This window comes from Micromonospora sp. CPCC 205561, assembly GCF_036906775.1.
Lineage (GTDB): Bacteria > Actinomycetota > Actinomycetes > Mycobacteriales > Micromonosporaceae > Micromonospora.
In genome coordinates, this window is the sequence record NZ_JBAKHV010000008.1 from 1 (window position 1) to 12921 (window position 12921).

Here is a 12921-nt window from a genome sequence, read left to right on the forward strand (position 1 = left end):
GCCTGCCGGGGCGTCGCCGGAGCCGGGCCGGCGACGCCGGCGGCCCCCGGGGCGGCGGCGGGCGGCGCGGCGGCGCCCAGCACCGTCCCCGCCGTGGCCACCGTGCCCAACCCCAACGCGGTCCTGCGGTTCAGCCGGATAGTCAATCGTCTCTCCCGTCGTGGCGCTGCGGAGCCTTCTCCGGCCCACCACCCTAGGCGAGAGGATCGACGTCGGTGGTCCCGCGAGGAGGTCACCGCAGCCGGCGCCGCACGGCCGCGACGACCGGGCCGGGGAGCTCGCCGACGGCCCGCGCCACCCTGCCGAGGTCGGGCACCCAGCCGCCGCGTACCGCCGTGCTGGCCGGGTCGGGGGCGAACACCACGCCGTCGTGCGGCGCGACGGCGCGGCCGGTCAGCGCGGCCAGCCGCATCAGCGGCCCGACGAGGGCGTCGTAGACGCCCGGCAGCACGGTGAAGCCGACGCGCATGACCAGGTTCACCCGGCCGACCGACACCTCGCGGCGGGGCCGCTCGGCGCAGTCCACGATGGCCCGCGCCACCCGCTGCGGCGTGGTGACCGGTGGCGGCGGCCGGCCGGTTCGGCCGAGGTAGTTCGCGGCCCGCTGGTAGACCGGGGTGTCCACGCTGCCCGGATTCACGATGCAGACGTGCACGCCGGGCGTCTCCCGGGCCTCCTGCTGCAACGTGCGGACCAGCCCCTGCAACCCCCACTTGCTCGCCACGTAGCCGCTCAGGTAGGGCGCCGTGATGTGCCCCAGCACCGAGCCGGCGAAGATGAGGGTCCCGGCGCCGTCGGCCCGGAAGCGACGCAGCGCGACCCGGGCCACCGCGGCGGCGGCGAGCAGGTCGGTGCGGAGCACCTGGTCGAAGACCCGCTCCGGAATCTCCTCGAACCGGCCGTACACCATCACCGCCGCCGTGTGCACCCAGACGTCGATGCCGCCGAACCGGTCCCGGGCCGCCTCGGCGAGCGCGGCCGGGGCGCCCTCGGCGGTGACGTCGGTGGGCACGTCCAGCACCTCGGCGCCGGCGGCCCGGCACTCGTCGGCGATCGCGGCGAGGGGGCCGGCGGAGCGGGCGGCGAGGACGAGACGGTCGCCGCGCTCCGCGAAGGCGCGGGCCGCCGCCCGGCCGATCCCGCTGCTCGCGCCGGTCACGACCACCGTCCGGGTCACGGCGCGAGCACGACCTTGACGCAGCCGTCCTCCTTCTTCTGGAACATCTCGTACGCCTGCGGCGCCTGCGCGAGCGGCATCCGGTGGGTACGCAGGTCCTCCACGCCCAGCGGGTCGTCGTCGCCGGCGAGCAGCGGGATGATCTCGTCGGTCCACCGGCGCACGTGGCACTGCCCCATCCGCAGCTGGACGCCCCGGTCGAACATCTCCATCAGCGGCATCGGGTCGACCTCGCCGCCGTACACGCCGGAGATGGAGACGGTGCCGCCGCGCCGCACGGCCTTGAGCGCGGCCTTGAGCACGACCAGCCGGTCGACGCCGACCTTGTCGGTCATCGTCCGGGCGAGCCGGTCGGGCAGCAGCCCGGCGGCGGTCTGGGCGAGCTTCCCGGCGGGGGCGCCGTGGGCCTCCATGCCCACCGCGTCGATGACCGCGTCCGGGCCACGCCCGTCGACGAGGTCGATCAGGGCGGTCGGTACGTCGTCCAGCTCGCTGACGTCGAGCACCTCGACGCCGTGCCGGCGGGCCATCGCCAGCCGCTCCGGAACCAGGTCCAGCCCGATCACCCGGTCGGCGCCGAGGTGTCGGCCGATGCGGGCGCAGAGCTGGCCGACCGGCCCGAGCCCGAAGACGGCGAGGGTGCCGCCGCGCGGGGTGTCGGCGTACCTCACCGCCTGCCAGGCGGTCGGCAGGATGTCGGACAGGTAGAGCCAGCGCTCGTCGGGCCCGGTCTGCGGCACCTTGACGGGGCCGAACTGGGCGTGCGGCACGCGCAGGTACTCGGCCTGCCCGCCGGGCACCGAGCCGTAGAGCGAGGTGTAGCCGAACAGGGCGGCGCCCTTGCCCTCGGCGGTGACCTGGGTGGTCTCGCACTGCGCGTACAGCTGGCGGTCACACATCCAGCAGGAGCCGCAGGAGATGTTGAACGGCACCACCACCCGGTCGCCCGGCTTGAGGCGGGTCACCCCCGGGCCCACCTCCTCGACGACGCCCATCGGCTCGTGGCCGAGGACGTCGCCCGGCTTCAGGAACGGCCCGAGCACCTCGTACAGGTGCAGGTCGGAGCCGCAGATCGCGGTCGAGGTGATCCGGACGATCGCGTCCGTCGGCTCCTCGATCCGCGGATCGGGCACCTCTTCCACCCGTACGTCCCGTTTGCCCTGCCAGGTCAGTGCCTTCATGTCCGGTCGCCCCTCCTCGTCACCGTCCCCGACTGCTACCCGCGCTGGACGGGTTGAACCGGTCCCGGCCGTGGCGACGCCGCGGGCGGCGGCCGGTCGAGAACCCACCCCGGGACCGCCGGGTCCGCCTGCCGTCGACCCGACCCCGACAGGGCAACGGGTTGCCCGACGTCGCCTTTCGAGCTGATGTCGCAGACGACTCACTGCCCGGAGAGCGTGCCCCGGCGGGGTGTCGGGCGCCGGCCGGCGGCGGTACCGCCGCCGGGCGTCCCGGTCCTCGGCGCGCGCCCCGGGCGGGCTGCCCGGTGGTCGACGCCGGTGACGCGCCGATGGCGATGTCGCAGACGACTCAGCTCGAAAGGGCCGCCGGGGGAGTACCCCGGCGGGATCCGGCGGGCCTCCGGTGCGACCCCGCGGCGGGCGCGCGTGGGCGGGTTCGGGGACACAAGGGCCGCCGCACCCGGGACCGGGTGCGGCGGCCCTTTGCGGCTTCTCGCCCGCGAGGTGCCCCGGAGGGTCAGGTTCCGGGGGTGTTGTCGCCCCGCTTCGAGGTGGCCATCAGGTAGTCGCGGTTGAGCCGGCCGATGGTGTTCAGCGGGATGCCCTTGGGGCAGACCACGGTGCACTCGCCGGCGTTGGTGCAGCCGCCGAAGCCGGCCTCGTCGTGCGCGTCGACCATGCCGACCACCCGGGTGTAGCGCTCCGGCTGGCCCTGCGGCAGCAGCGAGAGCTGGGTGACCTTCGCCGCCGTGAAGAGCATGCCGGAGCCGTTCGGGCAGGCGGCCACGCAGGCGCCGCAGGCGATGCACTCCGCCGCCTCGAAGGCGGCCTCCGCGTTGGCCTTGGCGACCGGGGTGGAGTGCGCCTCGGGGGCGCTGCCGGTCGGCGCGGTGATGTAGCCGCCGGCCGCGATGATCTTGTCGAAGGCGCCCCGGTTGACCACCAGGTCCTTGATCACCGGGAAGGCCCGGGCCCGCCACGGTTCGATGTCGATCGTCTCGCCGTCGGAGAACTGCCGCATGTGCAGCTGGCAGGCGGTGGTGCCGCGCTGCGGCCCGTGCGCGTCCCCGTTGATCATCAGGCCGCACATGCCGCAGATGCCCTCGCGGCAGTCGTGGTCGAAGGCCACCGGCTCCTCGCCGGCGAGGATCAGCCGCTCGTTGAGTACGTCGAGCATCTCCAGGAACGACATGTCCGGGGAGACGTCGTCGACCTTGTAGGTCACCATCCGACCCTTGTCCTCGGGGCCGGACTGGCGCCAGATGCGCAGGGTCAGGTTCACTTGTAGCTCCGCTGCGTGGGGTGGACGTATTCGAAGTTCAGGTCTTCCTTGTGCAGCACCGAGGGCTCGCCGGTGGCGGTGAACTCCCAGGCCGCCACGTACGCGAAGCGGTCGTCGTCGCGCTCGGCCTCACCGTCGGGCGTCTGGTGCTCGGCCCGGAAGTGACCGCCGCAGGACTCCTCGCGGTGCAGGGCGTCGATGCACATCAGCTCCGCCAGCTCGAAGAAGTCGGCCACCCGGCCGGCCTTCTCCAGCGACTGGTTGAGCCCCTCGCCGCTGCCCGGCACCCGGACGCGCTGCCAGAACTGCTCGCGCAGCGCGCGGATCTCGTCGATCGCCTTGCGCAGCCCGGCCTCGCTGCGCTCCATGCCGCAGTGCTCCCACATGATCTGGCCCAGCTCACGGTGGAAGGAGTCCACCGTCCGGTCGCCGTCGACGGCCAGCAGCCGCTGGATCCGGTCCTCGACGTCGGCGCGGGCCTGCACGGCCGCCGGGTGCGTGGCGTCGACCTTCTCGAACGGGCCGGCCGCCAGGTAGTGGGCGATGGTGTTCGGCAGCACGAAGTAGCCGTCGGCGAGTCCCTGCATCAGCGCCGAGGCGCCGAGCCGGTTCGCGCCGTGGTCGGAGAAGTTCGCCTCGCCGATCACGAAGAGGCCCGGGATGGAGGACTGGAGGTCGTAGTCGACCCAGAGCCCGCCCATCGTGTAGTGCACGGCGGGGTAGATCCGCATCGGCACCTCGTACGGGTCCTCACCGGTGATCCGCTCGTACATCTCGAAGAGGTTGCCGTACTTGGCCTCGATGGCCTTGCGGCCGAGCCGGTCGATCGCGTCGGCGAAGTCCAGGTAGACGCCGAGCCCGGTCTGGCCGACGCCGCGTCCCTCGTCGCAGACGTTCTTGGCGGCGCGCGACGCGATGTCGCGGGGGACCAGGTTGCCGAAGGAGGGGTAGATCCGCTCCAGGTAGTAGTCGCGCTCGTCCTCGGGGATGTCCTGCGGGCTGCGGGTGTCGCCCTTGGCCCTGGGCACCCAGACCCGGCCGTCGTTGCGCAGCGACTCGCTCATCAGGGTCAGCTTCGACTGGTGGTCGCCGGAGACCGGGATGCAGGTCGGGTGGATCTGCGTGTAGCAGGGGTTGGCGAAGTAGGCGCCCTTGCGGTGGGCCCGCCAGGTGGCGGTGACGTTGCAGCCCTTGGCGTTGGTGGAGAGGTAGAAGACGTTGCCGTAGCCGCCGGAGGCGAGCACGACCGCGTCCGCGAACTCGGTGGTGATCTCGCCGGTGACCATGTCCCGGACCACGATGCCCCGGGCCTTGCCGTCGACGACGATCAGCTCCAGCATCTCGTGCCGGGTGTTCATCTCCACGTTGCCGAGGCCGATCTGCCGCTCCAGCGCCTGGTACGCGCCGAGCAGCAGCTGCTGGCCCGTCTGGCCCCGGGCGTAGAAGGTGCGCTGTACCTGCGCGCCGCCGAAGGAGCGGGTGTCCAGCAGGCCGCCGTACTCCCGGGCGAACGGGACGCCCTGGGCGACACACTGGTCGATGATGTTGACCGAGACCTCGGCCAGCCGGTGCACGTTCGACTCGCGGGAGCGGAAGTCGCCGCCCTTGACGGTGTCGTAGAAGAGCCGGTGCACCGAGTCGCCGTCGTTGCGGTAGTTCTTGGCGGCGTTGATGCCGCCCTGCGCGGCGATGGAGTGCGCCCGGCGCGGGCTGTCCTGGTAGCAGTAGGTCTTGACCCGGTAGCCCTGCTCGCCGAGCGTGGCGGCGGCCGAGCCGCCGGCCAGGCCGGTGCCGACCACGATCACCGTCATCTTGCGGCGGTTGGCGGGGTTGACCAGCTTGGCCTCGAAGCGGCGGCGTTCCCAGCGGGTCTCGATCGGGCCGTCGGGAGCCTTGGTGTCGGCGATCGGGTCGCCCTCGGTGTAGAGATCCATGTCAGGACACCAATCCGGTGAGTACGGCGAACGGGACCACCAGGTAGCCGGCGCAGAGCGCGACCGAGAAGCCCAGGGCCACGGCCCGGGCCCGCCGCTCGCCGCGCGGGCTCTGCTGGCCGAGGCTGCGCAGCGCGCTGAACACGCCGTGCCGCAGGTGGAAGCCGAGGGTGACGACCGCCAGGGTGTAGAAGAGCGTGACGTACCAGCGCTCCGGGGCGAAGTCGGCCACCACGTTGGCGTACGGCCGGCCGGGGTCGCCGACCGGGTTCAGCGTGCCCGTGGTGAGGTCGAGGATGTGGTAGATCACGAAGAGCAGGATGATCACACCACCCCAGCGCATGGTGCGGGCCGCGTAGCTGCCCTTGACCTTCTTGCGGTGCGCGTAGCGCACCGGGCGGGCGGCGCGGGCGCGCACGGCGAGGGTGGTCGCGGCCCAGATGTGGCCGAGCACCGACACCAGCAGCGCGATCCGCAGGATCCACAGGAACCAGGCGCCGGGCAGCAGCGGGGCGCCGATCTCGCGCAGCCAGTGCGCGTAGTGGTCGAACGAGGTCGCCCCCGTGAAGATCTTCAGGTTGCCGAACATGTGCGCGATGAGGAAAAGCACCAGGATGATGCCCGTCACCGCCATGACGGCCTTCAGGCCGACGGTGGAACGGATGGGCGACCGAGTTCTCGTGACTACCACGCGATCGACGCTAAGAGCACTCGGTCCAGTCGTCCAATGCATCGACCTCGCAGTCTTGATAGCCGTAGGCTATGTAGATGCAGCTACATCAGCTGAAGTACTTCGTAGCGGTGGCGGAAGTACGACATTTCACCCAAGCCGCCGACGTCGTAGGCATCACCCAGCCCTCCCTGAGTAAGCAAATTCACGCGCTCGAGGAGGGCCTGGGCGCGCCCCTGTTCGAGCGGGTCAGGGGCAACATCGCCCTCACCGCGGCGGGCGAGGTGCTGCTGCCGCTGGCGAAACGGATCCTCGCCGACGTGGACACCGCGACCCGCGAGGTGCAGGAGCTGGTCGGCCTGCGCCGCGGCCGGGTCCGGCTCGGGGCGACTCCCAGCCTCGCCACCTCGCTGGCGCCGCCGGTGCTGCGCCGGTTCCGCGACGCGCACCCCGCCGTCGACCTGCGGGTGGAGGAGAGCGGCTCGCAGGACCTGGTCCGTGGTCTGCTCCGCGGCGACCTGGACCTGGCTCTGATCATCATGCCGGCGCAGGGCACCGATCCCGGGCTGCGCGCGGACCCCATCCTGCGCGAGAGCCTGGTGGTCGCCTCGGTCGAGGAGCTGCCCGCGGCCCGGGCCACCGGCGAGCTGCACGTCACCGACCTGCGCGACCAGCCGATGGTGATGTTCCGCGAGGGCTACGACCTGCGCGACGCCACCCTGCAGGCCTGCCGGGAGGCCGGCTTCGAGCCGACCATCGCCGTCGACGGCGGTGAGATGGACGCGGTGCTCAGCTTCGTCGAGGCCGGGCTGGGCGTGGCGCTGGTGCCCGGCATCGTGGTGGCCCGCCGTCCGGGCGTACGCGTCACCCGGTTGGCGCCGCCCGGCGTCCGGCGGACCATCGCCGTCGCCCGGCGCCGGGACGTGGTGCCCACCCACGCCGGCCGGGAGCTGCGCCGGATACTGCTCGACTACGTCCGCGACGCCACCGGCCAGGGGGACCTGCCGCCGGGCGTGGAGCCGCTCTGAGGCGGCCGGGCGGAGCACGGGGCGCGAGAGCGGTCTCCGGCCACGCCGCCGACGCGCCGCGGGTGCGCACGACGGAAGACGCCCGGCCCCCACCGGCGGGCCTACGCTGCCCGCATGGCAACGGGCAGCGCCGTGGTGATCGGCGCCAGCATGGGTGGCCTGCTGGCCGCCCGCGCACTCACCGAGGCGTACGACCGGGTGACACTCGTCGACCGCGACCTGCTGCCCGAGCGCGCGGACAGCCGACGCGGCGTGCCGCAGGGGCGGCAGCTGCACGTCCTGCTGACCCGGGGCCGGCAGGCGCTGGAGGCGCTGCTGCCGGGCATCTCGGCCGAGCTGACCGCGTGCGGCGTGCCGACGGTGGACCTGCACGAACAGGTGCACTGGTACAACAACGGCCACCGGATGCGGCGCGCCCCGTCGCCGCTGCTCGCCTTCGGGGTGAGCCGGCCGCTGCTGGAGCAGGTCGTCCGGGACAGGGTGGCCGCGCTGCCGGGGGTGCGGATCGTGTCGGGCTGCGAGGTGGAGGGGCTGACGACCACCCTCGACCGGGGGCGGGTCACCGGCGTACGGCTGCGGCCCCGCGACGGGGAGCCCGGCACCCTCGCGGCCGACCTCGTGGTCGACGCCGGCGGCCGGGGCACCCGCAGCCCGGTCTGGCTGGCCGAGCTGGGCTACCTGCCGGCGCCGGAGGAACGCGTCAAGGTCGGCGTCACCTACCTCACCCGCACCTACCGGCGCGAACCGCACCACCTGGAGGGGCTGCTCGGCGCGCTCACCAACGCCGTGCCCGGCCAGCCCCGCGGCGGCATCGTGGCCGTGCAGGAGCACGGCCGGTTCGCGGTGGCGCTCAGCGGCATGCTCGGCGAGGAGCCGCCGGTCGACGACGAGGGGATGGCGGCCTTCGCCGAGACCCTCGCCGCCCCGCAGATCGCCGACCTGCTGCGTACGGCGCGGCCGGAGAGCCCGCCGGCGACCATGAAGTTCCCGGCCAGCGTGCGGCGTCGCTACGAGCGGCTGCGCCACTTCCCGGCCGGCTACCTGGTGGTCGGGGACGCTGTGTGCAGCTTCAACCCCGTCTACGGGCAGGGGATGACGGTGGCCGCGCTGGAGGCGCTGCTGCTGCGCCGGCTGCTCCGGCGCCCGTCGGGGCGGCTCGCCCGGCGGTTCTTCCGGGGCGCCGCCCGGCTGATCGACGGGCCGTGGTCCATCGCGGTCGGCACCGACCTGCGCTTCCCCGAGGTGCCCGGCCGGCGCTCGCCGCGGGTGCGGCTGGTCAACGCGTACGTCGGGCGGCTGCACGCCGCGGCGACCCGGGACCCGGCGCTGGGCGCGGCCTTCCTGCGGGTGGTGAACCTCGTCGACCCGCCGGCGCGGCTGCTCTCCCCGCCGGTGCTGCTGCGGGTGCTGCGCGGGGCACCGGCGTCGGCGCCCTGACCGGGGCGGGCCCGGCGCGGCGCCGGCCGGGGGCGACCTACCTGCCCTCGGCCTCGTCCATCGCCCGGTAGATCCGCTGCTCCGACACCGGGTACGGGGTGCCCAGCGCCTGGGCGAACACGTTCACCCGCAGCTCCTCGATCATCCAGCGGATCTGCCGCACCGCCGGGGACTGCCGGCGACCCGGTGGCAGCGCGGCGAGCATCTCCTGGTACTCCTTCTGCACCACCGCGACCCGGTCCTGCTGCTGCTTGTCGCGCTGCGGGTTGCCGGTCAGCCGGTCCAGCCGCCGCTCGACGGCGGTGAGGTAGCGCAGCAGGTCGGGCAGGCGGGCGTAGCCGGTCTCGGTGACGAAACCGGCGTGGACCAGGGCGTTGAGCTGGGCCCGGATGTCGGCCAGCGCCGCCACCACCGCCAGGTTCCGCGTGGCGCCGAGTCGCTGCTCGACCGCGTACGCGGCGGCGAGCACCCGGCGGACCCGGTCCATCACCTCGACCACGGTGTCCACCAGCTCGGCGCGGACCCTCTCCCGCAGGGCGGCGAAGCCCTCGGCGTCCCAGGCCGGCCCGCCGGCGTCGCCGACCAGCTTGTCGATCGCCGCCCCGGCCGCGTCGGAGATCAGCTCCTGCACGCCCCCGTGCGGGTTGCGGCTCAGCGCCAGCTTCGCCTCGTTGCTCAGCCGCCCCTGGAGGAACTTCGCCGGCGACGGCACGGTCAGCCGCAGCAGCCGCCGCGTGCCCGCCCAGTGTGCGGCCTCCTGCTCGGCCGGCGAGTCGAGGACCTTCACCCCGACCGTGGCGCCCTCGTCGACCAGGGCCGGGTACGCCGTCACCGCGTAGCCGGAGCGGACCTGCTCGATGGTGCGTGGCAGCGTGCCGATGCTCCACTCGCGCAGCCCCGTGCGGGCCACGTCCGGCGCGGCGGCCGCCACGACCTGGCGTACCTCCGCCCTGAGCTGGCGTTGCAGTGTCGGCAGGTCCTTGCCCTCGGCGACCGGCCTGTTGTCCTCGTCGAGCACCCGGAAGCGGACGCGCAGGTGCGGCGGCAGCTTCTTCGGTTCCCACGCGTCCCGGGGCACGGTCACCCCGGTCATCCGGCGCAGCTGCCGGGTCAAGGCGTCCAGCAGCGGCTCCTCGCCCGCGGGCATCGCGGCGAGCGCCGCGCGGGCGAAGTCCGGCACCGGGACGAAGTTGCGGCGCACCGCCTTGGGCAGCGAACGGATCAGCGCGACGACCAACTCCTCGCGCAGCCCCGGCACCTGCCAGTCGAAGCTCTCGGCCGGCACCTGGTTGAGCAGCGGCAGCGGGATGTCGACGGTCACGCCGTCGGTGGGCGTGCCCGGCTCGAACCGGTACGTCAGCGGCAGGCTCACCCCGTCGGCGGTCCACTCGTCCGGGTAGTCGGCCTCGTCGACCCCGCCCCGCTCGGCGTTGACGAGCAGCTCGCGGGTGAAGGTGAGCAGGTCGGGCCGCTCCCGGCGGGCCTGCTTCCACCAGGCGTCGAAGTGCCGCCCGGAGACCACGTCGGCCGGGATCCGCGCGTCGTAGAAGTCGAAGACGGTCTGGTCGTCGACGAGGATGTCGCGGCGCCGGACCCGGTGCTCCAGCTCCTCGATCTCCGTGAGCAGCCGCCGGTTCTCCGCCCAGAACCGGTGGTGGGTCTGCCAGTCCCCCTCCACGAGGGCGTGCCGGATGAACAGCTCCCGGGAGAGCGCCGGGTCGATCCGGCCGAAGTTGACCTTGCGCGAGGTGACCAGCGGGACGCCGTAGAGGGTCACCTTCTCGTAGGCCATCACGGCCGCCTGCTTCTTCTCCCAGTGCGGCTCGCTGTAGCTGCGCTTGACCAGGTGCGCCGCGAGCGGCTCGACCCACTCGGGCTCCACCCGGCCGGCCACCCGGCCCCAGAGCCGGGAGGTCTCCACCAGCTCGGCCGCCATCACCCAGCGCGGTGGCTTGCGGAACAGCGCCGAGCCGGGGAAGAGCGCGAACTTCGCGCCCCGGGCGCCCAGATACTCGTGCTTCTGCGCGTCCTTGAGCCCGACGTGCGACAGCAGGCCGGCCAGCAGCGACTGGTGCACCTTCGGGGTGTCGATCTCCTCGGGGAGGTCCGCGCCGCCCCGCCGCCGGCCGCCGCCGTCGCCGTCGCCGTCGCGCGCCGGTCGCCCTTCTTCGGGGGTACGCAGCACCTGGCGCAGCTGGCTGACGATGTCCTGCCACTCGCGCACCCGCAGGTAGTTGAGGTACTCGGCCTTGCACATCCGGCGGAACGCGCTGGAGGACAGCTCGCGCTGCTGCTCACGCAGGTGCCGCCACAGGTTGAGCAGCGTCACGAAGTCCGACTCCCGGTCGGTGAACCGGGCGTGCGCCTGGTCGGCCTGGGCCTGCTTCTCGGCGGGCCGCTCCCGGGGATCCTGGATCGACAGCGCGGCGGCGATCACCATCACCTCGGTGGCGCAGCCGTTGCGCTCGCCCTCGACGACCATCCGGGCCAGCCGGGGGTCGACGGGGAGCTGGGCCAGCCGGCGGCCCAGCGGGGTGAGCCGCTTCGCCGGGTCGGCCTCGCCCGGGTCCAGCGCGCCCAGCTCGTGCAGCAGGTTGACGCCGTCGGCGACGTTGCGCCGGTCCGGCGGGTCGATGAACGGGAACGCGGCGATGTCGCCCAGGCCGATCGAGGTCATCTGGAGGATGACCGAGGCGAGGTTGGTGCGCAGGATCTCCGGGTCGGTGAACTCCGGGCGGGACAGGAAGTCCTGCTCGTCGTAGAGGCGGACACAGATGCCGTCCGAGGTGCGCCCGCAGCGCCCCTTGCGCTGGTTGGCCGACGCCTGCGAGACCGGCTCGATCGGCAGCCGCTGCACCTTGAGCCGGCTGCTGTAGCGGGAGACGCGGGCCGTGCCCGGGTCCACCACGTACTTGATGCCGGGCACGGTGAGCGATGTCTCCGCGACGTTGGTGGCGAGCACCACCCGGCGCCCGGCGTGCGGGGCGAAGACCCGGTGCTGCTCGGCGGTGGAGAGCCGCGCGTAGAGCGGCAGGATCTCGGTGCCGCGCAGCGCCGGCTTCTTCTCCACCAGCTTGCCCAGCGCGTCGGCGGTGTCCCGGATCTCCCGCTCGCCGCTGAGGAAGACCAGGACGTCACCGGGGCCCTCGGCGGCGAGTTCCTCGACGGCGTCGCCGATGGCCTGGATCTGGTCCCGGACGTTCTCCTCGTCCTCGCCGTCGTCCTCGCCCTCGGCCACCTCGACCAGCGGCCGGTAGCGCACCTCGACCGGGTACGTCCGCCCGGAGACCTCGACCACCGGCGCCGGTACGCCCTCCGGCTCGTCCTCGGTGGGTGGCCCGGCGAAGTGCCGGGCGAAGCGCTCGGTCTCGATGGTGGCCGAGGTGATGACGACCTTCAGGTCGGGCCGGCGGGGGAGGAGCTGCCGCAGGTAACCGAGGATGAAGTCGATGTTGAGGCTGCGCTCGTGCGCCTCGTCGATGATCAGCGTGTCGTACTGGCGCAGCATCCGGTCGGTCTGCAACTCGGCGAGCAGGATGCCGTCGGTCATCAGCTTGACCAGGCTCCGGTCGCTCACCTGGTCGTTGAAGCGCACCTTGTAGCCGACCACGTCGCCCAGCTCGGTGCCGAGCTCCTCGGCGATCCGGTCCGCCACCGTACGCGCCGCCAGCCGGCGGGGCTGGGTGTGCCCGATCAGCCCGTTGATCCCACGCCCCAGCTCCAGACAGATCTTCGGCAGCTGGGTGGTCTTGCCCGAGCCGGTCTCGCCGGCCACGATCACCACCTGGTGGTCGCGGATCGCGGCGGCGATGTCGTCCTTGCGCTCGCTCACCGGCAGCTGGGCGGGGTAGGTGACCACCGGAACGGCGGCGCGCCGGCGCTCCAGCAGCGCCTCGGCCCGGGCCACGTCGGCGGCGATCTCGTCGAGCGCCGACTCCCGGCGCTGCGGGTCGCGCAGCCTGCGCACCCCGTCGAGCCGCCGTTGCAGGCGGCGCTGGTCGCGGAACATCAGGGGGCGGAGGCGGCGGTGCAGCTCGCGGACGGGATCGGTCGCGGCGGGTGCGGCTGGATTCTGCATGTCGTCGCCAAGGATAGGCAGCCGGCGGCCGGACCGCCCCCGGGTTACCGCCGCCCCGTTCCCGCCCCGCCCCGGTCACGCCCGTCGACGGTCGCGGGCGGGGCGAGCGCGGCGCGGGGTAGCCGGTCTAGAGT

Annotated in this window: 8 protein-coding genes; 2 read left to right on the forward strand and 6 right to left on the reverse strand. The window is 73.4% G+C overall.

Annotated features, from left to right (window positions below; translation table 11 throughout):
* Positions 1–232 precede the first annotated feature (232 nt).
* The 5 genes from V6V16_RS07190 to V6V16_RS07210 all read right to left on the reverse strand — a co-directional run bounded on the left by V6V16_RS07190 (position 233) and on the right by V6V16_RS07210 (position 6265).
* On the reverse strand, positions 233–1177 hold the full coding sequence (locus V6V16_RS07190; protein ID WP_334560709.1) for an SDR family NAD(P)-dependent oxidoreductase: 945 nt from the start codon (positions 1175–1177) through the stop codon (positions 233–235).
* Positions 1174–2358 (reverse strand): zinc-dependent alcohol dehydrogenase, encoded by a 1185-nt coding sequence (locus tag V6V16_RS07195; RefSeq protein ID WP_334560710.1) that lies wholly within the window; start codon positions 2356–2358, stop codon positions 1174–1176. Before V6V16_RS07195 ends, V6V16_RS07190 begins: the two co-directional genes overlap by 4 nt.
* Positions 2359–2875: 517 nt before the next feature.
* On the reverse strand, positions 2876–3640 hold the full coding sequence (locus tag V6V16_RS07200) for a succinate dehydrogenase/fumarate reductase iron-sulfur subunit (RefSeq protein WP_334560711.1): 765 nt from the start codon (positions 3638–3640) through the stop codon (positions 2876–2878).
* The gene (locus V6V16_RS07205; RefSeq protein ID WP_334560712.1) at positions 3637–5574 is read right to left on the reverse strand and encodes a fumarate reductase/succinate dehydrogenase flavoprotein subunit; all 1938 of its coding nucleotides are present in this window, start codon (positions 5572–5574) and stop codon (positions 3637–3639) included. The genes V6V16_RS07200 and V6V16_RS07205 overlap by 4 nt, the downstream gene beginning before the upstream one ends.
* Position 5575: 1 nt before the next feature.
* On the reverse strand, positions 5576–6265 hold the full coding sequence (locus V6V16_RS07210; protein ID WP_334560714.1) for a succinate dehydrogenase cytochrome b subunit: 690 nt from the start codon (positions 6263–6265) through the stop codon (positions 5576–5578).
* Positions 6266–6342: 77 nt separating this feature from the next.
* Between V6V16_RS07210 and V6V16_RS07215 the strand changes: the two genes are divergently transcribed.
* Together V6V16_RS07215 and V6V16_RS07220 are read left to right on the forward strand one after the other, a co-directional pair.
* Complete coding sequence (locus V6V16_RS07215) at positions 6343–7272, forward strand: LysR family transcriptional regulator (RefSeq protein WP_334560716.1); 930 nt, start codon at positions 6343–6345, stop codon at positions 7270–7272.
* Between the two features lie 114 nt (positions 7273–7386).
* Positions 7387–8709, forward strand: a complete 1323-nt coding sequence (locus tag V6V16_RS07220) for an FAD-dependent oxidoreductase (RefSeq protein WP_334560719.1) — start codon at positions 7387–7389, stop codon at positions 8707–8709.
* A gap of 37 nt (positions 8710–8746) precedes the next feature.
* Here V6V16_RS07220 and hrpA read toward each other — a convergent pair whose 3' ends face one another.
* Positions 8747–12787, reverse strand: coding sequence for an ATP-dependent RNA helicase HrpA (gene hrpA / locus V6V16_RS07225; RefSeq protein ID WP_334560720.1), 4041 nt, complete (start codon positions 12785–12787; stop codon positions 8747–8749).
* Positions 12788–12921 lie beyond the last annotated feature (134 nt).